This window comes from Acinetobacter sp. ANC 4216 (assembly GCF_004331195.1).
Lineage (GTDB): Bacteria > Pseudomonadota > Gammaproteobacteria > Pseudomonadales > Moraxellaceae > Acinetobacter > Acinetobacter kookii.
The window spans coordinates 18,317-44,611 of the sequence record NZ_SJOC01000017.1 but is presented as its reverse complement, the minus strand read 5'-3'; the positions used below and the strand labels follow the sequence as shown (position 1 = coordinate 44,611).

Sequence of the window (26,295 nt, the reverse complement as noted above, 5' to 3'; positions counted from 1 at the left end):
TAAAGCTTAGAATACCTTTTATAATAGGCTTTCTTTTTTGTCTGAGCGAAGGTAAGTCTCTTGAGTATCATTGTTGCACTGGATGCTAAAAGCCAATATGACGCATTAACGATTGCAGAGCAGTTAGACCCTGCATTATGTCGGGTGAAAGTTGGTAAAGAGTTATTTACGCATGAAGGCCCAAGTGTAGTGAAAGCATTGCATGACAAGGGTTTTGAAGTTTTCTTGGACTTGAAGTTTCATGATATTCCCAATACTACAGCTCAGGCGGTATGTGCTGCAGCAGACTTGGGCGTTTGGATGGTGAATGTACATGCATCTGGTGGTCGCAAGATGATGGAAACCTGTGTAGAGCGCTTGCAAGCGGGTAATTATAATACCCAGTTGATTGCAGTGACTGTGCTGACTTCAATGGAGCGTGAAGATTTAAAAGATATTGGTTTAGATGTTGAGCCATTTGAGCAAGTAAAACGTCTTGCAAAACTCACTCAGGAAAGTGGCCTGGATGGCGTGGTCTGTTCTGCTCAGGAAGCCAAAATGCTGCGTGAAACTTTGGGACAGCAATTTGCTTTAGTGACCCCGGGAATTCGTCCAGAAGGTTCTGAGGCAGATGACCAAAAACGTATCGTAACACCGAAACAGGCTATGCTGGATGGTTCTACGCACTTAGTGATTGGCCGTCCAATTACCAAGTCGGAAAATCCGCGTCAAATGCTGAAAGATATTTTGGCAACTTTGTAAATTTTACACCCTCTCCCTTGCGGAGCAGTGCTCCTCATCTCCCAATGGGAGAGAGAACGTCCCACTATTATAAAAATGGACAAGCCTTCTCCTCTTGCGAAAGGACTTAGATGAGTAATGCCAGTCAGTTAAGAAATTGACTGGCTTTTTCTTTTTAAATTCATGACTGTATTTGATATGCGGAAAAGTCATCCGCAACTGTTTGAGGTGGGGCTACATAAAAATGATTGTTTCTGCGATAAATTTGCGAGTTGATAGTGGCTGATGAGTTTTGCGGTGAGGAGCATTGCTCCGCAAGATGCCTTTGGTCTTACGAAGCAATGCTTCTCAGGGCGAAACCAAAGTAAAAAATGAGCTGCAAGGAATTGATTTAAAACGGTAAGACTCCGCCATGAATTACTAAAAAATTAAAGAGTTTATTTCTCAACTCCTTAACTGATTAGCATTACTTAGATGAGGGATAAATATGAAAAATTAAATCGCCGCCAATATACTCACCACTACAGGTGCCAAGACTGACAAAATAAAGCCGCTGACCATGGCGTGTGGAATAAAATCATTGCCACAGGCCTGTTTGACCATGGGCAAGGTGACATCCATTGCTGTCGCACCTGCAGAAGAAATTGCAGAACGTGGATAACGCCAACCAATCATATACATCAACACAATCGCCAGAATTTCTCGGAACAGGTCATTCATCAGTGCAATACTGCCAAGATGGGTATTTTTGAGTTCAGTGACCACAATGCCGGTCATGGAATAAAAGCCATAACCTTGGGACAGCATGATGAGATCTTTTAAGCTGATGTTGGGAATCAGTGTGGCTGTAACGCAAGCCCCAAGTAGTGAACCGACTATACAGCCCAGCGGTACCAGTAAAATTTTCCAGCTCAACCAGGAGTGGTCTAAGGGGGAATAGGCGAGATCCAGGCCAATCAAGAACATGAATACCAGCAATAAATTCCAGGTACTGATCTGTAAGGTGTAGCCCATGCTGGTTACAGATTCAGACAGTGCATAACCGAAGCCCAGGGCAATAAAAGCATAGCTGATATTGATGAGGGATTTGCTGACCAGGTTTATGGATACTTTGCCGTGACTGGGTTGATACCCTAAGAGCTTGAATAGTACATAACAGCAGAGGAATGCGCCGATGCTGGTAAGTAGGGCTAAAACAGCAGCATAATTTAGAATTTGCCAAGGCTGAGCAATCGTATGCAATGTTTGCGTAAACTCAATGGCAATCGCAATCAACAGAATATAAGTAAAATAGGACAGCGTCTTAAAGGCAAGATGTTCTAGCCACGAAGGTAAATGTTTTGCCAAAACAAATCCGAGTGCTAAACAAATGAGTAACTGGAAAATCAACCAAAAGGATTGCATAAAGAATTAAGCAGCTAATAAATACCTGCTTATTATGATCTTTAAATATTCAGGCTGCACGACTTCCAGCCGTTTTATTTAGCAGACGGTAATCTGCAGGATTAAGTTTTTTGGTCTGTAGCCAATATTTCCATGTGTAGGTAGGCCATAGGGCAAAGTTTTTCCCGCCATCTTGCTGGTACCAGCTCACACAACCAGATTGCCAGACTGTACCATCCAGCAGTTTTTGTACACGCTGGTTGAACTGGTCCTGTGCCTGATCTTTGACCACAATGGCATGACTCTGCGTGTTTTTGAGCAGTTCAATCATTTGCAGAATATAATTGACCTGAGATTCAATCATAAAGATCACGGAGTTGTGTGCCAAAACAGTATTGGGTCCCAGCAACTGAAATAAATTCGGAAAGCCTTTGGTGCTGATGCCATAGTAACTTTCTGCACCGTCTTTCCAGGTATCTTTAAGTTCCTGCCCATGTTCGCCAGTACAACGAAAGGATTTTAAATAAATCCGTGGATCGGTAATAAAGCCGGTTCCATAAATTAAGCAATCAATCTCGCGCGCTTTGCCATCCTTGGTAATGATGCTGCTTTCGGTTAATTCCTGAATAGCCTCGGTCACCAGTTCAACATTGCCTCGGTTAAAAGCGGGGTAGTACTTGTTGGATACTAAAATACGTTTGCATCCCATAATGTAATCGGGTGTCAGTTTTTGAACCAGATTTTTGTCTTTGACCTGAAACTTGATAAATGCTTCTGCCAGTTTTTGGGTGTATTTCATCACTGCAGGTTGAACTATGGGAACCACACGAGATTCGTTTGACCAATATAGGCGTGCCCGATGCAGCTTTCTGAACCAGTCTAGTTTTTTGAATAATTTCTTTTCAATATTGAAATAGCGGCGTTCATCTCTGGGAATGACCCAAGCCGCAGTACGCTGCAACACATAAAGTTGCTTAACTTGAGCTGCAATTTCTGGAATGTATTGAATTGCACTGCCACCTGTGCCAATGGAAGCAACATTTTTGCCTGTCAAGTCGTATTGATGATCCCATTGTGAGGAATGAAAAACTTTACCCTGAAACTTTTCAATGCCCTTGATATGAGGAATATGGGGTACATGTAAAGGGCCGGATGCAAAAACCACGAATTGAGCAATCAAAGTCTGCTCATTATTCAGGCTAAGTTTCCAGTCGCAACTTTGTTCATTGTATTGAGCAGCCAAAACTTCACAATTGAACTGGCAGTACTTTTCTAAATCATAATCGGTCATTAAATCTTGTATATATTTAAAGATTTCAGGTGCTTCAGCATAACGTTTTGACCAGTCGCTTTTGGGTGCAAAAGAAAGGGAATACATATGGGACTGGACGTCGCAGGCAGCACCGGGATATTGGTTTTCGCGCCAGGTTCCGCCTGCATCAACAGCTTTTTCCAGGATCACAAAATCATGCATATTGCTTTGTAGCAGACGTATAGCCATTGCCAAACCGCCAAAACCTGCACCAATAATGGCAATCTTTGTTTGTACTGGCATAGGCTGGGGCTGGGCTTGAGCATACATATTTTTATTGGCCTTATGATTTCTATTTTTTTATAGGTTATAGCAAGGCTGAGATCACTGACATGATAGCCATGACAAAAAAATTGATAGTTTCGGCAATTTGCAAGCATGAAAAATTATAGTAAAAATTGAGAGGTTATTTTGATGTGATCCTGCTATGAAACGTTCAATTCTCGGCTTGATGTATTTAATTCAAGGCATGCGTAAAGCTGGGATTGATGTTGATCCGAAACTTCAAAGTATTGGATTGCGCGCGGATGCATTGGATCCGAGCTCAATTATTCATCCAGGTCTGGAATGGGATGTGCTGAAAGTCATTGGGCAGGATGTGGCACCAGAAAAAGGTTTGTTCATTGGCCAGCATTATGCACTTGCCGGCTATGGTCCTTTACTGATGTTGCTGGTTAGCAGTGAAAATATCCGTACTGCTTTAAAGCAGGGGATTCGCTATCAGGCATTAACCCATTTAACAGGCGTATTAAGCCTAAAATATAAAGCACAAAAGGTGGCTTTGTGTTACGCACCTGAGGATTTAAACAGTAAACTTGGACTGTTGCGAGCACAATGTGAAATTTCAGGAACTTATAAATTTATTCAGGATCTGTACAAAATGATGGGCTTAAGTATTCCCCGAATGCATATAGAGCTGCCATTTGCACAGCCTGAAAATCAGCAGGCTTTAGATATTTATCAGGAGTACTATGGTGCTGAATTGCAGTTTGCTGCCGAGTCTGCGGAATTCTGGTTTGATGATGCCGTGTTAGATGTGGAGATCCCTTCAGCAGACAAAATGACCTTTAATCTTTATGAAAGCAAATGTATTGCTGAGTTGGAGCGGTTGAAGGGAGATGAGTCCGTACCTGCTCTGGTGCAGCGTGTACAGGATTATCTGGAACTACAAGAAGGGGGAATGCCTAGCATGGCGGAAACAGCACAAGCCCTGCAAATTCCGGAGCGCACATTGCGGCATCAATTGCAACAGGTGCAAAGCAGTTATAAACAGATACGTGAACAATTGATTAAAGACAAGGCATTAAGATTAATGGAATATAAAGAATATTCCATTGAAATGATTGCAGAATTACTGGGTTATTCGGAGCCTGCAGCTTTCAATCATGCCTTTAAGCGCTGGTTTGGACACAGTCCACGGCAGTACTTTAAGTAGTTTAGTAAATAGCCTAAGTGTGTTAATGCCAAAGTGTTATATATTCCATCTCAATCTTCGCTATACTTTCAATAGCCTAAAATAGTATTCAATCATATGTCAGATTTAAATTCTAAGCACAGTACAGCCTTTATCCCTTTGTCACCTGCGGAGCGCTATGCACAGGCCATCGCATCTGGCCAGTTCATGCCGGATGATGCACAGGCGCAGGCTGTACATGAATTGGATCGTGTTTGGCAAGAATTGATTCAGCGTTTTAAAGCTTCAAAAAAAGCGTTTCGCCGTTTCCGTCGCCAAACTTCACCAAAAGGCGTATACATGTGGGGTGGAGTTGGGCGAGGTAAAACCTGGTTAATGGACCAGTTTTTTGAATCGATTCCGTTTCGCCGTAAAATGCGCATGCATTTTCATCATTTCATGCAGCATGTGCATCGTGAGCTGAATAAGTTGTCAGGGCAACGTAATCCGCTGGATCAGGTTGCAGACCAGATTTACCAGCAAGCGGTAGTGATCTGTTTTGATGAATTTTTTGTCTCTAATGTCACGGATGCCATGATTCTGAGTGAGTTATTCCAGAAACTGTTTAGCCGTGGCATTACTTTGGTAGCGACCTCAAATATTGCGCCAGATGGTTTATATAAGAATGGAATCCATCGTGACCGCTTTATCCCGACCATCGAAATGGTGAAAAAACATTGCGTGGTTCTTAATGTTGATGCTGGCGTTGATTATCGTTTGCGTGTGCTCAAGCAGGCACAATTGTTTAAACATCCATTAACGCATGATCACAAGCTCTGGATTGCCCAGCGTTTTAGCGCTTTAACCCAGACCCAGACTCAGTCACAAGAACCGATTATCATTAATAACCGTATTGTGGAAACCATTGGTCATACGGAAGATGTGTTGTGGTGTGAATATTCGGAGCTGTGTTTAAAACCGCGTAGCCCGGCTGACTTCATTGAAATCGCCAATATTTATAATACGGTACTGGTCAGTAATGTGCCGCATTTGACCGATTACCTGTCGGAAGGCACACGCCGTTTTATTTATCTGGTAGATGAGTTTTACGATCGTGGCGTCAAACTCCTGCTGACCTCGGAAGACAGTATTATTGATATTTACCAGGGCGAGAAACTTGCTTTTGAAATTGAACGCACGCGTTCACGTTTACTGGAAATGCAGTCCGATGAATATCTGAATTCTGAACATCGACAAATACAGGGGTCGGCCTCGGAAGCCAGCTAAAGATCAAGCGCCTAAACAGGCGCTTTTTTTACATAAATTGTTTGAGTATTTTATCGACATTTTGTTCTATTCATGGCTTAATCTTTGCTCGACAGCGATGAGAAATACAGCTTTTGGGTGGTTTTAAAGCAAAATTCTGCACTTAAGTCTAATTTCGACATTTTTAAAACTTTATAAACTATAAAAAGGTATTCAGGCAAATAATAATGTTGCATTGGTGATCTTCATTTTTTTGAATGATGTATATATTCATTTACTAGAAAATGATCATTATTTAGGAATGTGATAGTACTATTCAGCTAGGTATAAATCGGTATACTAGAATCTCTTGTTATAAAAAGTAGCAATATCAGGAAAGACAATGACTGCACGTATTCAAAAAGGCAAGTTAGCGATTGCTAAAGAACTTTACGATTTCATCGAAAATGAAGCACTACCAGGTTCTGGTTTGGACAGTGAAACATACTGGAAAAACTTTGAACAAGTCGTTGTCGATCTTAGCCCAAAGAACAAAGCACTATTGGCTAAGCGTGACGACCTTCAAGCTAAAATTGATGAATGGCACCGCAACAACAAATTTGAACTCGAAGCTTACAAAGCTTTCCTTACAGAAATTGGCTACTTATTACCAGAAGTAGAAGATTTCCAAATCAGCACAGAAAATGTAGATGAAGAAATCGCATTATTGGCTGGTGCGCAATTGGTGGTTCCTGTGCGTAATGCACGTTACTGCTTGAATGCTGCGAACGCTCGTTGGGGCTCTTTATACGATGCGCTTTACGGTTTCGACGTGATCTCTGAAGAAGGTGGCGCGGAAAAAGGTAAGGGCTATAACCCGGTTCGTGGTGCAAAAGTTATTGCATTTGCTAAAAACTTCTTAAATGAAACCTTCCCATTGGCAAATGGCTCACATGCCGATGCAACCAAATATGCGGTTGAAGGTAAAAAATTGGTTGTGACGCTAAAAGATGGCTCAACCACTACCTTAGCGAAAGAAGCTCAATTTGTAGGTTTCAATGGTGATGAAGCTGCACCAACTGAAATCGTACTTTTAAACAATGGCTTGCACGTTATTGTTGAAATTGATGCAACCAGCCCGATTGGTCAGACTGACGCTGCTGGCGTAAAAGACCTCGTGCTTGAAGCTGCTGTAACAACCATTCAGGATTTGGAAGACTCTATTGCAGCGGTAGACGCTGAAGAGAAAGTTGAAGGCTACCGTAACTGGTTAGGCTTAATGAAAGGTACACTGTCTGAATCAATCGAGAAAAATGGTAAAACCGTGAATCGTACATTGAACCAGGACCGTACCCACAAAAACCTGATTGGTGGTGAAACGACGCTTCACGGCCGTTCACTCATGCTGCTTCGTAACGTGGGTCATTTAATGACAAACCCTGCGATCCTGGTAGATGGTCAAGAGATCTACGAAGGCATCATGGATGCGTTAATCACTCCATTGCTGACTTTTGCAGACATCAAAGGTGAAAACACGATCAAGAACTCGCGTAAAGGTTCGATGTATATCGTGAAGCCAAAAATGCACGGCCCAGAAGAAGTTGCATTTGCAGTTGAGCTATTTGAACGTGCTGAACAGGCGCTTGGCTTACCAGCTAAAACGTTAAAAATTGGGATCATGGATGAAGAACGCCGTACATCTGTGAACCTGAAAAACTGTATCGCTCAGGCGAAAGACCGCACCATTTTCATTAACACGGGCTTCATGGACCGTACAGGCGATGAAATCCATACCTTCATGGAAGCTGGTCCATTCGTTCGTAAAGGTGAAGTGAAGTCACAAATCTGGTTCCCGGCATATGAAAACCGTAACGTGATGATCGGTCTTCAAGCGGGTCTACGTGGTAAAGCACAGATTGGTAAAGGCATGTGGCCTAAACCAGATATGCTTGCCGACATGTACAAAACCAAGATTGAGCATCCGGAAGCGGGCGCAAGCTGTGCATGGGTACCGTCTCCATCTGGTGCGGTGATTCACGCGATCCATTACCATCAATGCAACGTGTCTGAGCGTCAAAAAGAATTGTTGAACACTCAGCCGTTATCATTAGATGACTTGTTAACACCGCCTTTGGCAACAGATACCAACTGGTCTGAAGAAGAGAAAACCAAAGAACTTGAAAATAACCTTCAAGGTATCTTGGGTTATGTGGTTCGTTGGGTTGACTTGGGTGTGGGTTGTTCTAAAGTTCCCGATATCAACGATGTGGGCTTGATGGAAGACCGTGCAACATTACGTATTTCTTCTCAACACGTTGCAAACTGGTTACGTCACGGTATCGTAACCAAAGAGCAAGTTGAAGAAGTATTCAAGCGTATGGCGAAAATTGTGGACGAGCAAAATGCAAACGATCCGCTTTATACGCCAATGGCTCCAGCATTCAATGGCTATGCTTACCAGGCAGCTTATGACCTGGTATTCAAAGGTGGTGAACAGCCTTCTGGTTATACCGAACCGCTACTTCATGCAGCACGTTTGAAGTTAAAAGGTTATACAGGTGACTAATCCTGTGTAGTAAAAAAGCCTCTTCGGAGGCTTTTTTATTGTCTAAAAGTTACGAAATTCTTTTTACACTGGCACTTTGGGGTATTAGGTTTTACATTAAATATAAAACCAGAATGATAAAAAGGATGAGGTATGCAAGCTTATCAATTTTCCGATCAGCAATTTATTGCTGGTCATTGGCTGAAAGGAACTTCAACGCATACGCTGAATAATATCAATCCTTATACTCAAGCACTTATTTTGAAATTGCAGGCTGCAAGCCTTGTCGATGTGGATAGTGCTTATTCAGCAGCGGAAGGGAGTTTTACTACATGGTCGCAAACGTCAGCGTCCGAGCGTAAAAGCTTCATCCTCCGGGTTCTGGATATAATCAAAAATAGACGTGAAGAAATCATCCACTGGCTCATTCAGGAATCCGGCAGTACACGTTTCAAAGCCAATATTGAAGTAGATGCAGCATTGGGCATTATCAATGAAGCCATGACATTTCCTGAAAGAATGAACACCCAGGAATTGCAATCGACCGATCCTGATCGCAAAAGTTATGTAATCCGGAAACCTTTGGGTGTCATTGCGGTAATTAGTCCCTGGAACTTTCCCTTTCACCTCAGTATGCGTTCTGTGATTACAGCTATTGCGATAGGAAATTGCGTGGTGTTAAAGCCCGCAAGTGATACGCCTATTACAGGGGGATTGTTGCTGGCCAAGATTTTTGAAGAAGCAGGTCTCCCTCAAGGTGTATTCAGCATAGTTGCGGGTTTAGGCAGTGAAATAGGGGATTACTTTGTTGAGCACGATACACCGAAACTGATTTCATTTACAGGTTCAACTTTGGTAGGAAAACGCGTCGGGCAACTGGCTATTGCTGGCAATCATCTCAAACGTATTGCGCTGGAATTGGGCGGTAATGCACCTTTAGTGGTGCTTGATGATGCTGATCTGGATCTGGCGGTGGAGCTGGCTGTGATAGGGCGTTTTTTGCATCAGGGACAAATTTGCATGAGTACCAATCGGGTGATTGTCGATGCTAAAATTTATGATGCTTTTGTTGAAAAACTAGTGATTCGGGCTAAGAATATTGCCTATGGTGATCCCCAGCAAGAGGATACCCTGATTGGCCCAATGATTAATGTCGCGCAAGTTGAAAAAATCAAACAGATTATTGCTCAGGCACTACAAGAGGGAACCAAACTCATTGTGCGGGGAGAAATTCAAGGCAATATTATTCCACCTCATATTTTTATTGATGTAAATCCAGAGGCTTGCTTAGCCCAAGAAGAAAGTTTTGGTCCCGTCTTGCCGATCATTAAGGCTCAAGATGAAGCTGAGGCTTTGCGTTTGGTCAATGACACGGTTTATGGGTTATCTAGCGCAGTATGTACTTCTGCTTTAGAACGCGGAACCCGTTTTGCAATGCAGATTGATGCAGGGATGACGCATATCAATGCCATTACCGTGGCAGATCAACCAAATGCACCCTTTGGCGGGGAGAAAAATTCAGGCGTGGGGCGCTTTAATGGACAGTGGATATTGGAGGAGTTTAGCCGTACACATTGGTTAACGCTACCGCATAGTACAGCAAAGTAAAAATTATCTAATACAAGCTATAATAGAGTAAGTTTCAATTTATATCTGGTTTTATGTGCGCTAATTTTAAACCGCTTAATTTAAAGCAGCTGCGCGATTTGAATCTTCCTGATATTCCATTTGACTATCCGGATGAGGTCTATCCAAATTATGAGTTGCCCTTGCTGTTTAAATCAGCCCAAGGTTTGGAGTGGCGTAAGGTTAGGTTTGGTATGATACCCAAATGGGCTGAAGACAAAAGCATTGCCCTGAAAACATATAATGCTCGAAATGAAACATTGCTCCAAAAACCGACTTTTATCAATGCTGCTTCAAAATGCAAATTTGGCGTGATTCCAGTGAGTGAATTTTATGAGTCGAAATATATTGAGAACAAGCCGCAACGCTGGGGAGTACGGCGAAAGGATGGACAGGCTTTTTATATTGCAGCGCTCTATGAGATTTGCCGAATCGGAGAGGAAATTATTCGTTCAGCAACCATGATTACGATGGATGCGATTGATCACCCCATGATGAAAGATTTTCATGAACCTGGAAATGTGAAACGCTCGGTGATTATTATTCCTCATGAGCGTTTAGATGAATGGCTAAGCTGGAACTCCCCAGATATTCGTTGTTTTGTAGAAGGGTTTCCAGAGGTTGAGTTTGAATGCTCACATGTTCCAAAAGCAAAAATTGAAAAAATGAGCCCCCAGCTGAATTTTTTCGATTAAGCCTCGATTATTACGATAGATTTTTAAAAATCTGTTTAAGGGTTTCCATCATTTTTTCAATTTGTAAAGGAGTTAGACCCTCGTAGGATTGTTCCAGAATAATATTACTCAGATCCTTAATTTTCAGGGTCATTTGTTGTCCTTTATCTGTTAAGACTACTCGGGTAATACGGGCATCATTTTCACATGAATACGTTTCAACCAGCCCTTCATCTTTTAGGCGATAGACGATTTTGGTGGTGGTCGACATTTTGGACACCACCATTTCGGAGAGATCTGATACGCTGGCATGCGGCTTGGATTTTAGAGACAGTAAAATACGGCGACGCGAATTGTCCAGGCCATATTTTTTCAGGGCATGGTCTAGTTTTTTTACACCTTGCGCATGAACTTGAGTAATCCAGTAGTAGGGAAATTCTTCTAAATCAAAATTTTCACTGGATAAAAGTAAAAATTTACTATATTTCTTGGTCATTTTCTTATTTTCCCCGTTGTTTTAAATTCAACTTTTAATTTATTAACGTAATATTTTCGTTAAAAAATAGAATAAAATGTATTAATTTTGTATTTTTTCGAAGTCTACAATAGAAAAAGTCAGTATTTAACTGAAATTTAAAATTAAACTATCGTGATAAATTTTTAAAAATATGTTGCAGACTTTCCATCATTTTTTCAATTTGTAAAGGAGTTAAACCGTCAAAGGACTGTTCCAGAACCACATTGGTCAGGTCATTAATTTTCTGCGTCATTTGATCACCTTTATCGGTTAACACTACGCGGGTTATGCGTGCATCATCTTCACAAGAATAAGTATCAACTAAACCTTCATCTTTTAAACGATAGACGATTTTGGTGGTAGTCGACATTTTGGACACCACCATTTCGGAGAGATCTGACACGCTGGCATGCGGTCTAAATTTTAAAGCGAGTAAAATACGACGACGTGAATTGTCCAGACCATATTTTTTTAGTGCATGATCGACATTTTGTACGTATTGAGCATGGACTTGGCTTACCCAGTAATAAGGGAAATTTTCCAAATCGAAATTATCTGCAGATGGTAAAAATTTACTGTATTTTTTTGTCATCTGTATTTTCTCCCCAGAAATTGTTGTAATTGTATTTTATTATTGTAACTTATTTTTAATGAATTTAAAGAGAAAACAATATATTTTACAATATTGTAAAGTAAAACTAAAAAATAATTTTGTTGATTTGTGAATTCAACCCAACTTAATGGGCTAAATTTCTAAAAATATATTTTAAACTTTCCATCATCTTTTCAATTTGCAGGGGAGTGAGGCCTTCAAAAGATTGTTCCAAAACCACATTGGTCAGGTCATTAATCTTATTGGTCATTTGTTGCCCTTTATCCGTTAAAACCACTCGGGTAATACGGGCGTCATCTTCACATGAATACGTATCCACCAGTCCTTCATCTTTTAAGCGATAGACGATTTTGGTGGTGGTCGACATTTTGGAAATGACCATTTCTGAGAGGTCTGACACGCTGGCATGCGGTTTGGATTTTAGCGACAGTAAAATACGGCGACGTGAATTGTCCAGACCATATTTTTTCAAAGCGTGATCTACATTTTGTATGTATTGAGCATGCACTTGAGTGACCCAATAATAAGGAAAATTTTCCAAAGAGAAATCTTCAGCAATGGAAGGTAGGAATTTGCTGTACTTTTTAGTCATGGAGAAAAGCCTCCCTAAGATTGTTGTAATTTTAATTTGTTGAAAAGCGTCTTATTTAAATCGAATTTTGCCAAACAACACACATTTTTTATTGATATTAATATATATCAAGTTTTTTATATTGCAATAAGCAAACTTATTAATATAAGTTTCCTTACAAAAAATAAAATTAAGCCGGATCATTGAGTCCGGATATGCTGCAGGAAGCTTTGTCTGGATGAAATCCGGCAATACCCTGTAATATACTGAGTTGAGCAAAATTTACACTTCTACCCCAACCTGAGGATTTGGATAAGTGCTGAAAATAGCCTTGCTGTAAGGATGCCGTATTGGAAGTGAGCAGTCAGGACATTTCAAACTTTTGGCAATTACGAACGCTCATCAACCGCACCTGACATGAATTGAATAAGAAATCTAAATTAAGCTACCCAACGTCATTACTGGTATGAGGGCACATTTTGAAAATTCTCTATACGGTCAATATGTTTCATTGGTTAGAGTAACTCGTGCTGTAAATGTGTTGCCTGGAGTGGAAGCCTGTTGGGTTAAATTTAGCTCTCATTGATTCAATTCAATCATCCTGGTGCTCTTTTATTCGGGTGAAAAAAGCTTCCGAGGCTGCTCTTGCTAATAAGAGAAACTGATATTTTCTCAATTCAAAAATCAGATAAAGAGATGAAGTAAAAGCGTCAAAATAGGCTGAATTGTATATCTGGCTAAGATTAAAGCGCTAACCATACAAAAATTTAATTACAAATTTAACAGATTGTGCATAATAAATTTATCTATTGTTGAAAAGGTCACTTATATGGATCCCTCGCCGTGCCGGTTTAAATTTGTTTTTAACCCAATTCGTGAAAACGGAGATATGAACTAATGGAGTTTTTGTTAGATCCGGGAATTTGGGTGGGTTTATTAACCCTTATTATTTTAGAAATTGTTTTAGGTATTGATAACCTTGTATTTATTGCCATTTTGGCAGAAAAACTTCCTCCTGAACAACGTGATAAAGCACGTATTATTGGCCTTTCTCTCGCATTAATTATGCGTTTGGGGCTTCTGTCCGTTATTTCTTGGCTAGTGACACTCACAAAACCCATTATTGAAATTGCAGGTCTGTCCTTCTCGGGTCGGGATTTGATTTTACTCTTTGGTGGATTATTCTTGGTCTATAAAGCCGTGACCGAACTGCATGAAAAAATGGAAGGCAAGATTGAAGTTCAATCGACATCTTCGGTTGTTTATGCCGGTTTTTGGGCGGTAGTAGCGCAAATTATAGTCTTGGATGCGGTCTTCTCCCTGGATTCTGTCATTACCGCAGTGGGGATGGTGGATAATATTTACGTGATGATGGCCGCTGTGACCATTGCCGTGATTGTCATGTTGATTGCCTCTAAGCCATTGACTGCATTCGTCAACCGCCATCCGACTGTCGTCATCCTGTGTTTAAGCTTCCTGTTACTGATCGGGATCAGCCTGATTGCCGAAGGTTTTGGTTTCCACATTCCTAAAGGTTATATCTATTCAGGTATTGGCGTGGCTATTCTTATTGAAGCCTTTAACCAGTTTTCAAGACGCAATGCTACAAAGCATGAATCAAAAATTCCATTACGGCATCGTACCGCAGATTCCATCCTGAAATTGATGGGTGGTAAAGTGGAAACCATGGCTGATAGTGCACAACACTTTGAAGCACAAGAAACCTTTGCTGATGAAGAGCGTTACATGATTGGGGGAGTATTAACCCTAGCAGAAAGATCAGTTGCCTCGATTATGACACCTCGAAGCCAGATTTCCTGGGTGAATCTGGATGACAGCGCTGAACAGATTCGTGAACAGGTACTTGCTGTACCGCATAGCCTGTTTCCAGTATGCCGGGGCAACCTGGATAAGGTTCTGAGCGTGGTTCGGGCTAAAGAGCTCCTTGACGTACTGGAAGATCCAGAACAGCTCAAGGCTTTAATCAAACGCCATCGTCCAATTTATATTTTTGAAAAAATGAAAGTCATCGATGCCATTAATACCTTGCGTAGCTCGAAAGGTTCATTGGTATTGGTGAGTGACGAATTTGGTAATGTGCAAGGCCTGATTTCTCCTCTGGATGTATTTGAGGCGATTGCTGGCGAGTTTCCGGATGCCGATGAGCAGCTTGATCTGGTGAAAATTGATGACCATACCTGGAAAGCTTCTGGCATGCTTGATGTGTATCAGCTGGAACTGGAGCTGGGTATGCTGGATTTGGTTGAAGAAGAGGCAGGTTATATCAGCCTTGCCGGTCTGATTCTGGAAAAAACTCACGGTAAAGTCAGTCTGGGAGCTAAACTGGAATATCGTGGCATTTACTTTGAAGTGACTGAACTGGAAGAGAACCGGATTAAGTCCGTGCTTATTAGCTATCCTTAGATAGTATGAGTAAATCGCGTTGAATAAAGTGGATGATTTAAGATTTAAACCAGAGATTGATATCTTTTAATCCACTCTTTTGACCTATCGGAAAAGCCTGACAGACTCGATCTGTTGGGCTTTTTTATTGTGCTTTACTGTTATATCTAAGGAGGGTGCAGTCATGCGGCAACCGAGTGAAAAAATGGATGAATTGGGTTTAAATCACCATTTCTAGTGATATTTAAGTCAGCTGAAATCAGTAATAATTCATAAATATCAAAAAATTGGATCAATTTGATGGGTATTACAGAAACGATTGTCGATTTTGCAAAACTTGCATCTGAAGAAAAGCATCGTTTTTTTAAAGTGATCTGTGAATTTGATCGGCAAATTTTTCCGGATTCGTGCGAGGAAGAAATTTACAATTTTGTCTATGATCAGGATGCCGTTTCTGTTCTGGTGGTTCATTATTATCATAAAGATACACGGGTGGGGCAAAATATTATTCCTGTGCTTAAGCTTTCTCTGGAGGGACAGCCTATCTTTGTGGTGAGTTACCGGGCGAGTATTTTACCGGCTTATCGTAAAGGCAATATAACCCTTAAAACAGCAATCCGGGTTGCAATCAATCACCGGATTCGACATCCCGCCATTCCATTATGGTTTGTGCCGACCATCATACAGCCTAAAATTTATACTTATTTTGCCTCCCGCTCACAACATTTCTTTCCGCGTACAGGCAAAGAAACTCCTCAACAATATTTAACAGTTCTGCAAAAGATTCAGCAGCGTAAATCTGAAGTGCAAAAACGTCGAGAAGATATTTTTGTCTATCCTCATGTCATGCCCCAAACGACACCCGAACATATTCAACGTCTCAGAAATAAGGCCACCCCGCATAGCAATTTTTTTATGCAGCATGTCCCTGACTATTTTGATGGCATGGGTTTGCTCTGTATCTGCAAATTGGATTTGCAAACGATTTTGGAAACTCTATTTAATTTATTTATAGACCGGAAAGTCTATTAAATTTCCGTCATCATTCACATTTTATACCGATATTGCATGGATATAAGCTTAGACTCGGTCATTACAATCTGAGCCAGGTCAACCTTAGTAACAGGAACGAAGACTCAACTTAAAGTGCAAGAATTTTAAGATCCGCATATTGCCGGATGAAGTCCGGATTTAAACTGTGGATGTGATCCATAAAGGCCACATTAAAATGTCCGATCGTTTGAGCTTGATCGAATGCCAATTTTCCGGCAATGGCAAAATGGGTATGGGCTGCAATCGTCGCAATCATTGGAGAAGTGACAGCGCAATAAGCCGCAATTAAAGCACCCAGGGCACAACCTGTCGCGGTGACTTTGGGCTGCAAATAAGAACCGCCATTGACCTGAATTACGGCATTTAACTCTTTAGTCAAAATAAAATCAGATTCACCTGAAATGGCAATACAGTCCGCATGTGCTAATAACACTTTGGCCTGATGATAGACATCGGCACTGTCTAAAGTGCTATCCACACCTTTGGATTCTACCTGGTTGCCTGCAAGAGTACTGATTTCGGAAGCATTGCCGCGAATGACCGTGGGATGGTATTGCAGTAATTCATCCACCATGTCCGAGCGCCATTTTAGAATGGGTCCATAACCGACTGGGTCGAGCACCCACGGAGTATGGGTACGTTGCGCCGTTTGTGCAGAAATTTGCATGGCCTGCATCTGTTCCTGAGTTGGGGTGCCCAAATTAATGCTCAGTGCAGCGGCAATTGTGGTAAAGCTTTCGGCTTCGAACGGATTGTCAATCATGGCTGGCGAGGCACCTGCAGCCAGCAATACATTGGCTGCATAATTCGCTGCAACACTGTTGGTCATGCATTGCACCAAAGGCTGCTGGCTTTGCAGTTGTGTCCAGGCTTCAACAATCTGCTCGACCAATGTTGAAGTTTGATCCATGGGATTATTCCTTAAATTGTACAGGGTGGAGTCGGAAAAACTGGACATATCGTTCACCATCTAGTGGGTGAAATTCTATTGGGTAAAATAGTGGTCTTGATGCTTACAGGTTCGACAGCAGAGTGTTACATAATTTTCAGCATCATAATCCACGCTAAGTTCATTAGAACCACAATACATACAGCGTTTTTGTGAATAAAAACTTAATCGCGGTTCAATTTTTTTCCATAACTTCCAGATGGGCTGGAAAAAAATACTTTCATCATAGCCCAGAAAGCGGAACAACAGGATTTCGCTCATCTTGCTGAAAGGAATATTGTGTGGACGAGGCAGGGTGGAGGTTTCCCATTTTTCAGTCACGGAACGTTCACGATATTGCTGTAAGGTTTTTTTTAACAGATTGGTGTTAATAAAGTTTTCATTGCGTGGCTGCAAGGCTTTTTGCTGATGCAAATATTCTAAAGCGGTTTGTACCAGATAGTAGATTTGACCCACCGCCAGAGAATCCATCAGGCGATAGCAGAACGTTTGAAAGCTATTATTTCCAGCAATCTGGATGCCCCAGGTACGACAGTAAAACTGGGCGAACTGAATAATTTCCTGATACAGCAGCAGATAGAGCGCATTTTTGACTTCATCGGCATTCTTGAAGGGTACGCCCAAGCTTAGATTTTCATAAAACCAGTTTCTGAGTTGCTGGGTAATGCTAAACAGACTCGGTTCTGAATACCCGTCCAAACGCACATTGACATAGTACTGACTGGCTTCGGAGGCGAAATCTTTGGCAATCAGGATCTGTTCTTTCACCAGTTGCTTGATCAAATAATTCTGGAACAGGTAATTCGGTGTAAGGGAATGATATTTAATGTTTTCCCAGTCTATATATTCATGATGTGCAGTATATTCCTGAACCTGATTATCCAGAATACTGAGCAAAAACAATTTATTTAAAAAACTGATTTGATCCAGACGGTATTCAACAGCATTTTTTTCTTTGGACTTCAGCTTACGCTGTTCTTGCAGCCGTGTTTCGGCCAGCATTTTTTTACGCTTGGCCAGACAGGTGTCGCAGTGGCAGTTGCCGCGACCGTCCTGAAACAGGCGATGATGACAGTGGCTGCATTCATGAAAATTCATTGCCTGATCGTACTGCTCAGCTTCTATCCAGAACATGGATGCCTGACATACAGGGCATGATGTACTTTCATCGAGCTGTTTTTGCAGAATTTGAAGAAGCATGGAAGGAATCGATCACAAGTCGGGTTAATCATTGCACCGATTATACACCTGTCTTTTGCCGTGACGTGATGGAATAGTGCTGAATGGAAAATAATTCGCTAGGCACGGTGAGCCACACAGTATGGAGCTGAAAAAATAGCCTAAGTTTTACAATGCATTGAGAAATGTGGAGATGAAGACCAGATCTTTCATCTCCACCATGACACAATAAAGATAGGGTTGAGTCAGAAGGATGGGGGTTGAATCAGTAGGTCATTTTCCGGTTAATAAGAGGCGGGACAAGGCAGTGACTCATCCTCCTCTCCTAGCTGCTTTGCATTGATCAAGGCCTGAACTTTTTTGGACGGAATTTTTCTGCTTCCTAGGGCATCGTAATTGTTTAAAATTGCGCAAATGTCCGCCGATTGCATCGGAATACCTTCACAGCTCAGAAACATGGCAATTACTTTGTGATCAATTCCGGCAGCATCAAGGTTTTGCATGGTTTTGATATTTTCGACGCGAACAATATGGTCTTTTAAATACATAATACACCTCTTCTGGTTTTGCTTTAATTTTATAGTGCGCTTTACACAGATGAATACAAGCAAAAAACGTGCTCAAAATGTAGTCATCTTGAAAATGAGTGTCAATTTGGGTTAAGTCTTTTTATCTAATCTGAAAAAGTTAAAGTTATACAAATATATATGCAAAAAGCACTATCTCGACCTTCGAAGGTATAGCTGGAAAGTAAGGGCATACACAATGTTGATGTGTAGCATGTGCTTCATTTATGCACCTTAAGTCATCAATAAGGACATTAATCGTACCAATGTGCGCAATTTGAATTGAAAACTGAAAGGAACATGCCCATATATGACTTAAATCAATGGCACAGACAGATTGCGAAAGTTGTCGTATGATCGAAGCATTTCACAACAACAAAGTCTTGGCTTAAGAACGACAGGATTAGGACATTATATGAATATCGCGGCAAACCCGGTGGTTGAAGCAGACCAAACAGTTTATTTAAAAGACTATCAAAAACCTTCTTTTTTGGTGGATTCAATCAATCTGGATATTCAGGTATATAGCGATCATACCCAGGTCAATGCAAACCTGGTGATGCAGCGCCAGACTGCCGGAGATTTGGTGTTGCTGGGCCGTGATCTGGAATTAAAATCCATTAGCTTAAACGGCAAGCTGCTGACTGCAGCGGATTACAGCCTCGATTCAGAACAACTGGTGATTGCCAATGCACCAGATCAAGTCATTCTGGAAACGGAAGTCGTTATTCACCCGGAAAGCAATACCCAGCTGGAAGGTCTGTATCAGGCAGGTGACGACTTGTTTGTAACGCAAAACGAGCCTGAAGGCTTCCGTAAAATTACCTTCTATCCAGACCGTCCGGATGTGCTGTCTGTATTTACCACACGTGTCGAAGCTGATAAAAAATTTCCGGTACTGTTAGCCAACGGTAACCTGATGGAAGCGGGCGAGGCTGGTGAAGGCCGCCACTATACCATCTGGCAGGATCCGACCAAAAAACCAAGCTATCTGTTTGCCTGCGTGATTGGTGATTTGGCGGTACTGAAAGATTCCTATGTGACCTCTGAAGGCCGCAATGTTTCGCTGGAAATTTATGCCGAAGAAAAAGACATTCCAAAATGTCACATTGCTATGGAAGCACTGAAACATTCCATGCAATGGGATGAGGAACATTATGGTCGTCCCTATGACCTGGACAATTACATGATTGTGGCAACCAGTGCATTTAACATGGGTGCCATGGAAAATAAAGGTCTGAATATCTTCAATACTTCATGCGTGCTTGCCGATGAGGAATACACGACTGATGCAGCAATTATGCGGGTACAGTCGGTGATTGCGCATGAATATTTCCACAACTGGACCGGTAACCGGATTACTTGCCGTGACTGGTTCCAGCTATGCCTGAAAGAAGGTTTAACCGTATTCCGTGACCAGTCTTTCTCGGAAGATTTACAGTCCGCGGCAGTACAACGTATTGATGACGTTGCTGTACTCAAAGCCCACCAGTTCCCTGAAGATTCCGGTCCGTTATCGCATCCGCCACGTCCAGATCACTTTGTAGAAATTAACAACTTCTATACCGCAACTGTGTACGAAAAAGGTGCGGAAATTAACCGCATGATGTCGACGCTACTTGGCAAGGAAAAATTCCGTCAAGGCACAGACGAATACTTCCGCCGTCATGACGGCCAGGCGGTAACGGTTGAAGACTGGGTGTCTGCATTGACAGTCGGTTCAGGTGTCGATTTATCTGCATTCCTGATCTGGTATAACCAGCCGGGTACACCAAAACTGCAAGCCACAGGCGAGTACGATGCTGCAACTCAAACCTATCGCTTAAGCTTTAAACAAAGTTTAAAAGCGAATGCAAAATATCCAAACCTGAAAGCGGTTCCTATCCCGGTCGCTTTAGCACTGTTTAATGCGGAAACAGGTGAGCAATATACGCTGCAATCTGAAGCGCTGTTTGAAAATGGCGTAAAAGATGGCGTGTATTTATTTGATCAAAATGAGGCAACCATTGAATTTAGCGGCCTAACGGCAAAACCCGTGGTTTCATTGCTGCGTAATTTCTCGGCACCGGTCAATCTTGAATTCAACTATTCAGACGAAGAACTGGCTTTCTTGATGCAATATGAAACCAATGGTTTCAACCAGTGGCAGGCCACTCAAACCCTGCTGGAACGTATTTTGCTGGAAGGTCATGATGCTGGCATTTATATTCAGGCCATGAAAAATACTTTGCCTGAAGTCATTGAGAAAGATCCATTATTGGCTTCACGTTTGCTAGATGTCCCGACTGAAGGCTATTTGGGTAGCCGTATTGATGCCGATTATCAACCTGCCAAAATTCAGGAACAGCGTAATGCTTTGCTGGACAAATTGGCACGTGAATTGGGTACATTCTGCAAAGAGACTTATCTGGACCTAGACCCAGATAATCAACGTGAATTCTCTCAGGCAATGGGTGTACGTGCACTCAGAAATATCATGCTGGGTATGATGGCGCGTCAGGGCGATGCCTATGCCTTTGACCTCGCTTATGAGCAGTATCATACTGGTAACATGTCGGAACGTTTGGGCGCGCTTAAAGTTCTGGTCTGGAATGATGCGCCACAAGCCGAGGAAGTCTTGGCAGACTTCTATAGCCGATTTGAAGATGAGGCCTTGTCGCTAGATCAATGGTTTATGGTTCAGGCAGCGCATCCAAAAGCAAATGCAGAAACCATCAAATACCTGACTTCACATCCGGACTACGATTTGGGCAATCCTAACCGTATTCGTTCGGTCAGTGGCGGCTTAAATGTCAATCCGGTCAATACCTGGAGTTTTGGTGTTCAGCACTATATTGATCTGGCCAAATATCTGGATGAGAAAAACCCGATTGTCGGTTCACGTTTATTACAAGTGCTTTCTCGCTGGTATACCTTGGCTGAACCACAGCGCAGTGAAGTCAAAACAGCACTTGAGGCCTTAAAACCACAAGTGAAATCGAAAAACGTTTCTGAAACTTTAAACAGTATGTTGAGTATCTAACTGAGCATTGATTGAATGATAAAAAGCCTTTTCTTGGTGCAAACTGGGAAAAGGCTTTTTTGTTGATATTTCAAACATTGTAAGGGCTGAAAATGCTGCTTATGTTTAGATTGACTTAATTCAATCCTGTCAGAGTAAGACATAATTCATATTGTATAATTACTTTAAAAGTGTCGAATAAATCACTGTTATGGCTTAAAATAGCTAGGTCAAAGCTCATCTTCAGGTGAGCTTTTATCATTTAACAGACTGTGATTGCATTAGCCTGTCATTTTACTAAATAGACTGGAGATTGGTTTTGTTAGTTAAAATTGAAGATGGTTTTTACCTAAATTCTCAGCATATCATTGCAATTCGGGTTTCAAAAAATGCGGCTGACGGAAACTTTGTGGTGCTGATTGAATATACACCGAACAATATTCAGGCAATGGGGAGTTATCAAAAAAACTTTACCAGCAAACTTGAAGCAGAAATTTATCTGCAAAACTTGCATCAGCATATTTCCAAAACATAAATTTTGTTGTGGCTATATTTAATGTTGATTCAAGATCACTTCTTTGGCAAATATGACCCAGACCGTTCACCCGCTTGAGATCAAGTGCATGGATGTCAGCAGAAGCCAATGATAGACATGCCTATATAAAAAGTCCCTGATTACAGGGACTTTTTTATGGTTCAGACTTTCATAATCAGTACGGGAATTGGAGACTGGGTCAAGACTTCTTGAGCCACACTTCCCAGCACTAATTTTTTAAATCCGGTACGACCATGTGAGCCCATAATAATGAGATCTGCACCCACTTCATCGGCAACCTGCATAATACCTTCAGCAGGTGATACACCTCGAACGATTTTAGTATCGACTGCAATGCCATCGCGAATGAAAGATTGCTTGATTTCTGCCAGGTTTAACTGTGCATTTTTTTCAGCTTCGATAAAGTAATCGGTAATTGCCGGTGCGACCTTATAAAAATCAACGCCCACAAAAGGATCAACAGCAATCACGCTGGTAATGGTGACCTGGCAATTTAAAGGCTTGGCTAAAGCCAGTGCCTGTTCAACAGCTGCATAAGAAATAGGGGATTCATCTACTGGAACCAAAATATGTTTATAAGTCATGAAATTTCCTTATGAATATAGCTGAATAGATAAAAGTACGAATGATTTATAGCCAGTTTGGATAATCATGTCATGAAAACAGGAAATCAAAATGAGCCCTGGATTTTTTTAAGGGCTCATTTTTAAACTTATTCTTTTACCACTAAAACAGGAAGCTTGGTGGTTTTTAAAACATCCTGAGCAAAGCTGCCCATGAGGAATTTTTGAAAACCTTTACGCCCATGAGAACCCATCACAATCAGGTCGGTTTTCAATTTTTCAGCCGTTTCAAGAATGCCTTCTTCCGAGATGTTGCCTTTAATGATTTGAGGGGTTGCAATCACGCCATACTCAGCGGCAATCGCTTTGGCTTTTTCCAATGCTTTTTCGGCATTGGCATAAGCCTGAACAAAATATTCTTTCATGATAGGAGATGGATAATAGAAATCTGCTTCAGAAAATGGGTCTTCAGTAACCAGGCTGATCAGTGTTAATTGACTGGAAAACGCTTTGGCAATTTGAGCTGCATTTTTAACCGCAGAGAAAGAAATCTCAGAACCATCAACAGGAACTAAAATATTTTGATAAGACATAAGAATGATTCCTTAGAGTTTATTATGTAGCTATTATTTATAGATAGCATATTGTGTCGGATTGATCAATTTACTCTGTGAAAAATGTTTTAAAATTCATTAAATTATATAAAAATCATAAATATAAGTGTGTTCTGCTTTGCATTTAAAACCGACTCAAAAACTCGATATTAAAACCAGTATTTTCAAATGTTTAAACAATCTTTAAAATGCTTGAAAATATAATGATTCCTTTTAGATTCTGAGGGGAAGTTGATAGGGCAAACTGTGTATTCCAAATCCTTTAGTCTAAGTTTATGTTTCATTGCTGCACTCTCCAGTAGTGCTTGCCAGAATATACAAAGCAATAGCAAGGTCATTGCCAGTGTGTTTAATGCATCGACCAATGTGCAAAAAAAGTTTATTGACCGGCATGCTCCTGAAGTGTTGGTGCAAACCAACATTGCCTATCTGCAAAATCCGGCACTGCATCTGGATATTTACCAACCGCATGATATTGCAGCGTTGGGAATTCGGCCTACAGTGGTGTGGATTCATGGCGGTGGCTGGATTTCAGGCTCTAAAGAACATGCTCGAGGCTATTTTAAACGATTGGCTGACCAAGGTTATAACGTGGTTTCAGTCGAATACCAATTTGCGCCGCAAATGATTTATCCTGAGCAGCTCTTGCAAATTAATCAGGCATTAAAATTTATTAGCGAGCATGCCAAGATTTACCATATTGATGCCCGGCGCATGTATTTGGCGGGCGATTCGGCAGGCGCCAATTTAGCCAGCCATTATGCCGCTTTAATCAGTAATCCAGATTTTTCCCGGCAGTCTGCCATTACACCGTTTATTCAACGGGAGCAAATTAAAGGCTTGATCCTGCATTGTGGTATTTATGATCTGAATGCCTTCATTAATACTGCTCCGGATAAAGTGAAACTCATCGAATGGGGCATCGTTAATCTGGTCCAGGCTTATACGGGCAATAAAAAGGATGATGCGGATTTTTTAAAAAGTATTTCTCCCATTCAATATTTAACCGTGAATTATCCTCCGGTATTCATTAGTGGAGGAAATAAAGACTTTTTGACCCAGACCCAGTCGGTACCTTTTGTAAATGCTTTGCTTCGCCAGAAAATACCGGTAACCGAGGTTTTTTATCCGGAATCTAAAGAGTTTCTAGTGCATGAGTATCAGTTTATGATGGGTAAAAAGGCCAGTCAGCAGACCTTTCAGCAAACAATCCAGTTTATACAAAAATATAGTGCTTCTGCTTTATTGTCTAATTTCTAGATCATTCAATATTTCAAAGACTGGAAAAGACTTAATCTAGGTAAGATAGCCTTATAAAGACAGATTGAGGAAGAGATGAGATGAATGCTATTTTATAGGCTTATATCTTATTGGGTTTGGCTATTCCTTCAGAAGTAACCGGTGCAACTTTTCTGGTCCAGCCCGAAGGCTTTGGCAAACTGGGACCGGATCTGCTGGTATTTGTGTTTGATGTCATTTCATTCTATTTATTATTGCAAGTACTTAAAACCATTCCTTTAGGAATTGCCTATGCCATCAGGCATAGCTTAAGCAGAAATATTAAAAAAATCAATATCCTGCATAACCCTGTACTGGATTATGAATGGTCCAGAAGATGGTTATTTTTCAGGATTTGGCGACTTTAAACTTGAATATGATGGATACGGCAATACCAAAAATTAACCCCCAGAATGCTGAACTTATACCAAAAAACTGGATTCCAGAAGCGCTGAATAAAAAAGTTAATAATGCAGCTTCGCGTTCAGCAGGCTGATGAAAAGCAAGTGCAATGTTGTGTCCAATGGTCCCGAATAAAGCAATACCTGCTAGTGCGGTGATAAACACGCTAGGGAATGACATTAAAAGACTGGTCAGCGTTGCCGCAAACAAACCCATCAGGATATAAAAAAAGCCGCAGCTTATTCCGGCAATGTAGCGCTTTTTCGTGTCGGGGTGTGCCTGATCATCCAGGCTGATTGCAGCACTGATTGCGGCAATATTTACGGAAAAACATCCGAACGGTGCCAAAACACTTTGCGCCGTACCTGTCCATCCAATCAGCTGGTTGATATTTGGTTCATAGCCATAACTCTTGATCATGGCCAGACCTGGTAAATATTGGGATGCCATATTAATGACGAATAAAGGCAGGGCTAAACCCAAAGTGGCCGACCAGCTAAATTCAGGCGTTGTCCATACCGGCTGGGCTAAACTAAATTGAATGTTTGCTGGATGGAACTGCATGAATATGGGGCACAGCAGCAGTCCGGCAATCACCGTAATGACGATGCTATAACGCGGTGACAGGCATTTAGACAGAATATAGACGGTTAATAATGAAAGGATGAATCCCCAATCATTTTGCATGCTGGCAAAAAGCGCAATGCCGAATTTGAGCAGTACCCCCGCTAACATGGCACTGGTTAAGCTCTGGGGAATATAGGATAACACGCGCTGAAAAATACCAGAAAAACCTAATATGGCACTGAGCAAACCGCAAACCAGAAATGCACCGATGGCTTCCTGCAAGCTATAACCACTGCCGGTGGCTAAAATAAGCGCCAGTCCAGCAGTAGACCATGAGGTGGCAACCGGATATTTAAATTTCCAGGAGAGAATCAAACCTGACAGCCCAATTCCTAAGCCCAATGCCCAGAACCAAGATGTGATTTGTTCAGTAGATGCGCCCAGTAATTGGGCCGATTGAATCACCAATACCGATGAAACACTGATCCCAACCAGAAAAGTAATAAAACCTGCAAATACCGCAGGGACGGAAAAGTCTTCTAGAAATTTTTGCATAAATCCTTTG

General features: G+C 41.4%; 23 protein-coding genes. 12 read left to right on the top strand and 11 right to left on the bottom strand.

The window, feature by feature from the left end; translation table 11 throughout:
- The first annotated feature begins 60 nt into the window (after positions 1-60).
- Complete coding sequence (gene pyrF / locus E0H88_RS13620; protein ID WP_131274577.1) at positions 61-741, top strand: orotidine-5'-phosphate decarboxylase; 681 nt, start codon at positions 61-63, stop codon at positions 739-741.
- Between the two features lie 474 nt (positions 742-1,215).
- Here pyrF and E0H88_RS13615 read toward each other — a convergent pair whose 3' ends face one another.
- Together E0H88_RS13615 and E0H88_RS13610 are read right to left on the bottom strand one after the other, a co-directional pair.
- On the bottom strand, positions 1,216-2,124 hold the full coding sequence (locus tag E0H88_RS13615) for a LysO family transporter (protein WP_131274576.1): 909 nt from the start codon (positions 2,122-2,124) through the stop codon (positions 1,216-1,218).
- 49 nt (positions 2,125-2,173) lie between these two features.
- Positions 2,174-3,685 carry a flavin-containing monooxygenase gene (locus tag E0H88_RS13610; RefSeq protein WP_131274575.1) on the bottom strand — a complete coding sequence of 504 codons (1,512 nt, stop codon included), beginning with the start codon at positions 3,683-3,685 and terminating at the stop codon, positions 2,174-2,176.
- A 157-nt stretch (positions 3,686-3,842) separates the two neighbouring features.
- Between E0H88_RS13610 and E0H88_RS13605 the strand changes: the two genes are divergently transcribed.
- The 5 genes from E0H88_RS13605 to E0H88_RS13585 all read left to right on the top strand — a co-directional run bounded on the left by E0H88_RS13605 (position 3,843) and on the right by E0H88_RS13585 (position 10,919).
- Positions 3,843-4,850: an AraC family transcriptional regulator gene (locus E0H88_RS13605; protein WP_131274574.1), complete on the top strand. Its 1,008-nt coding sequence runs from the start codon at positions 3,843-3,845 to the stop codon at positions 4,848-4,850.
- Between the two features lie 96 nt (positions 4,851-4,946).
- A complete protein-coding gene (gene zapE, locus E0H88_RS13600) occupies positions 4,947-6,095 on the top strand; it encodes a cell division protein ZapE (protein ID WP_131274573.1) in 1,149 nt (382 codons plus the stop codon).
- A 361-nt stretch (positions 6,096-6,456) separates the two neighbouring features.
- Entirely contained in the window at positions 6,457-8,619 is a 2,163-nt protein-coding gene (locus E0H88_RS13595) for a malate synthase G (protein WP_131274572.1), read from the top strand.
- A gap of 132 nt (positions 8,620-8,751) precedes the next feature.
- Positions 8,752-10,206, top strand: a complete 1,455-nt coding sequence (locus E0H88_RS13590) for an aldehyde dehydrogenase family protein (RefSeq protein WP_131274571.1) — start codon at positions 8,752-8,754, stop codon at positions 10,204-10,206.
- Between the two features lie 53 nt (positions 10,207-10,259).
- On the top strand, positions 10,260-10,919 hold the full coding sequence (locus tag E0H88_RS13585) for an SOS response-associated peptidase family protein (protein WP_131274570.1): 660 nt from the start codon (positions 10,260-10,262) through the stop codon (positions 10,917-10,919).
- Positions 10,920-10,929: 10 nt separating this feature from the next.
- Here the strand turns inward: E0H88_RS13585 and E0H88_RS13580 are convergent, their stop codons facing one another.
- The 3 genes from E0H88_RS13580 to E0H88_RS13570 all read right to left on the bottom strand — a co-directional run bounded on the left by E0H88_RS13580 (position 10,930) and on the right by E0H88_RS13570 (position 12,620).
- The gene (locus tag E0H88_RS13580; RefSeq protein WP_092818340.1) at positions 10,930-11,394 is read right to left on the bottom strand and encodes a MarR family winged helix-turn-helix transcriptional regulator; all 465 of its coding nucleotides are present in this window, start codon (positions 11,392-11,394) and stop codon (positions 10,930-10,932) included.
- 148 nt (positions 11,395-11,542) lie between these two features.
- Positions 11,543-12,007: a MarR family winged helix-turn-helix transcriptional regulator gene (locus E0H88_RS13575; protein ID WP_131274569.1), complete on the bottom strand. Its 465-nt coding sequence runs from the start codon at positions 12,005-12,007 to the stop codon at positions 11,543-11,545.
- Between the two features lie 145 nt (positions 12,008-12,152).
- Positions 12,153-12,620, bottom strand: a complete 468-nt coding sequence (locus E0H88_RS13570; RefSeq protein ID WP_131274568.1) for a MarR family winged helix-turn-helix transcriptional regulator — start codon at positions 12,618-12,620, stop codon at positions 12,153-12,155.
- 876 nt (positions 12,621-13,496) lie between these two features.
- Between E0H88_RS13570 and E0H88_RS13565 the strand changes: the two genes are divergently transcribed.
- Positions 13,497-15,023 carry a TerC family protein gene (locus E0H88_RS13565; protein ID WP_131274567.1) on the top strand — a complete coding sequence of 509 codons (1,527 nt, stop codon included), beginning with the start codon at positions 13,497-13,499 and terminating at the stop codon, positions 15,021-15,023.
- A 279-nt stretch (positions 15,024-15,302) separates the two neighbouring features.
- On the top strand, positions 15,303-16,034 hold the full coding sequence (locus tag E0H88_RS13560; protein ID WP_131274566.1) for a hypothetical protein: 732 nt from the start codon (positions 15,303-15,305) through the stop codon (positions 16,032-16,034).
- A gap of 109 nt (positions 16,035-16,143) precedes the next feature.
- Here E0H88_RS13560 and thiM read toward each other — a convergent pair whose 3' ends face one another.
- The 3 genes from thiM to E0H88_RS13545 form a co-directional block, all read right to left on the bottom strand.
- Positions 16,144-16,965, bottom strand: a complete 822-nt coding sequence (thiM, locus tag E0H88_RS13555) for a hydroxyethylthiazole kinase (RefSeq protein WP_131274565.1) — start codon at positions 16,963-16,965, stop codon at positions 16,144-16,146.
- Positions 16,966-17,040: 75 nt separating this feature from the next.
- A complete protein-coding gene (locus E0H88_RS13550; RefSeq protein WP_131274564.1) occupies positions 17,041-18,204 on the bottom strand; it encodes a hypothetical protein in 1,164 nt (387 codons plus the stop codon).
- A gap of 263 nt (positions 18,205-18,467) precedes the next feature.
- Positions 18,468-18,731: a hypothetical protein gene (locus E0H88_RS13545; protein WP_092818333.1), complete on the bottom strand. Its 264-nt coding sequence runs from the start codon at positions 18,729-18,731 to the stop codon at positions 18,468-18,470.
- A 433-nt stretch (positions 18,732-19,164) separates the two neighbouring features.
- Between E0H88_RS13545 and pepN the strand changes: the two genes are divergently transcribed.
- Both pepN and E0H88_RS13535 read left to right on the top strand, forming a co-directional pair.
- Entirely contained in the window at positions 19,165-21,771 is a 2,607-nt protein-coding gene (gene pepN, locus E0H88_RS13540) for an aminopeptidase N (protein WP_131274563.1), read from the top strand.
- A gap of 298 nt (positions 21,772-22,069) precedes the next feature.
- Complete coding sequence (locus tag E0H88_RS13535; RefSeq protein ID WP_131274562.1) at positions 22,070-22,285, top strand: hypothetical protein; 216 nt, start codon at positions 22,070-22,072, stop codon at positions 22,283-22,285.
- Between the two features lie 161 nt (positions 22,286-22,446).
- Here the strand turns inward: E0H88_RS13535 and E0H88_RS13530 are convergent, their stop codons facing one another.
- Both E0H88_RS13530 and E0H88_RS13525 read right to left on the bottom strand, forming a co-directional pair.
- The gene (locus tag E0H88_RS13530) at positions 22,447-22,890 is read right to left on the bottom strand and encodes a universal stress protein (RefSeq protein ID WP_131274561.1); all 444 of its coding nucleotides are present in this window, start codon (positions 22,888-22,890) and stop codon (positions 22,447-22,449) included.
- A 128-nt stretch (positions 22,891-23,018) separates the two neighbouring features.
- On the bottom strand, positions 23,019-23,462 hold the full coding sequence (locus E0H88_RS13525; protein ID WP_092818329.1) for a universal stress protein: 444 nt from the start codon (positions 23,460-23,462) through the stop codon (positions 23,019-23,021).
- Between the two features lie 267 nt (positions 23,463-23,729).
- On the opposite strand from E0H88_RS13525, the gene E0H88_RS13520 reads away from it, so the two are divergent.
- Both E0H88_RS13520 and E0H88_RS16340 read left to right on the top strand, forming a co-directional pair.
- Positions 23,730-24,743, top strand: coding sequence for an alpha/beta hydrolase (locus tag E0H88_RS13520; RefSeq protein WP_131274560.1), 1,014 nt, complete (start codon positions 23,730-23,732; stop codon positions 24,741-24,743).
- A gap of 110 nt (positions 24,744-24,853) precedes the next feature.
- Positions 24,854-25,129: a DMT family transporter gene (locus E0H88_RS16340; protein WP_502699744.1), complete on the top strand. Its 276-nt coding sequence runs from the start codon at positions 24,854-24,856 to the stop codon at positions 25,127-25,129.
- Here the strand turns inward: E0H88_RS16340 and E0H88_RS13510 are convergent.
- On the bottom strand, positions 25,110-26,285 hold the full coding sequence (locus E0H88_RS13510; RefSeq protein WP_131274559.1) for a benzoate/H(+) symporter BenE family transporter: 1,176 nt from the start codon (positions 26,283-26,285) through the stop codon (positions 25,110-25,112). The genes E0H88_RS16340 and E0H88_RS13510 overlap by 20 nt on opposite strands.
- Positions 26,286-26,295: the final 10 nt, after the last annotated feature.

Excerpts from the sequence above, each read along its gene's own strand:
- E0H88_RS13565 (WP_131274567.1), top strand. The coding sequence starts at position 13,497 with ATGGAGTTTTTGTTAGATCCGGGAATTTGGGTGGGTTTATTAACCCTT.
- E0H88_RS13510 (WP_131274559.1), bottom strand. The coding sequence starts at position 26,285 with ATGCAAAAATTTCTAGAAGACTTTTCCGTCCCTGCGGTATTTGCAGGT.
- E0H88_RS13590 (WP_131274571.1), top strand. The coding sequence starts at position 8,752 with ATGCAAGCTTATCAATTTTCCGATCAGCAATTTATTGCTGGTCATTGG.
- thiM (WP_131274565.1), bottom strand. The coding sequence starts at position 16,965 with ATGGATCAAACTTCAACATTGGTCGAGCAGATTGTTGAAGCCTGGACA.
- E0H88_RS13560 (WP_131274566.1), top strand. The coding sequence starts at position 15,303 with ATGGGTATTACAGAAACGATTGTCGATTTTGCAAAACTTGCATCTGAA.
- E0H88_RS13595 (WP_131274572.1), top strand. The coding sequence starts at position 6,457 with ATGACTGCACGTATTCAAAAAGGCAAGTTAGCGATTGCTAAAGAACTT.
- E0H88_RS13545 (WP_092818333.1), bottom strand. The coding sequence starts at position 18,731 with ATGTATTTAAAAGACCATATTGTTCGCGTCGAAAATATCAAAACCATG.
- E0H88_RS13570 (WP_131274568.1), bottom strand. The coding sequence starts at position 12,620 with ATGACTAAAAAGTACAGCAAATTCCTACCTTCCATTGCTGAAGATTTC.
- E0H88_RS13575 (WP_131274569.1), bottom strand. The coding sequence starts at position 12,007 with ATGACAAAAAAATACAGTAAATTTTTACCATCTGCAGATAATTTCGAT.
- zapE (WP_131274573.1), top strand. The coding sequence starts at position 4,947 with ATGTCAGATTTAAATTCTAAGCACAGTACAGCCTTTATCCCTTTGTCA.
- E0H88_RS13610 (WP_131274575.1), bottom strand. The coding sequence starts at position 3,685 with ATGTATGCTCAAGCCCAGCCCCAGCCTATGCCAGTACAAACAAAGATT.
- E0H88_RS13525 (WP_092818329.1), bottom strand. The coding sequence starts at position 23,462 with ATGTCTTATCAAAATATTTTAGTTCCTGTTGATGGTTCTGAGATTTCT.
- E0H88_RS13530 (WP_131274561.1), bottom strand. The coding sequence starts at position 22,890 with ATGACTTATAAACATATTTTGGTTCCAGTAGATGAATCCCCTATTTCT.
- E0H88_RS13550 (WP_131274564.1), bottom strand. The coding sequence starts at position 18,204 with ATGCTTCTTCAAATTCTGCAAAAACAGCTCGATGAAAGTACATCATGC.
- E0H88_RS13615 (WP_131274576.1), bottom strand. The coding sequence starts at position 2,124 with ATGCAATCCTTTTGGTTGATTTTCCAGTTACTCATTTGTTTAGCACTC.
- E0H88_RS13580 (WP_092818340.1), bottom strand. The coding sequence starts at position 11,394 with ATGACCAAGAAATATAGTAAATTTTTACTTTTATCCAGTGAAAATTTT.
- pepN (WP_131274563.1), top strand. The coding sequence starts at position 19,165 with ATGAATATCGCGGCAAACCCGGTGGTTGAAGCAGACCAAACAGTTTAT.
- E0H88_RS13605 (WP_131274574.1), top strand. The coding sequence starts at position 3,843 with ATGAAACGTTCAATTCTCGGCTTGATGTATTTAATTCAAGGCATGCGT.
- E0H88_RS13585 (WP_131274570.1), top strand. The coding sequence starts at position 10,260 with ATGTGCGCTAATTTTAAACCGCTTAATTTAAAGCAGCTGCGCGATTTG.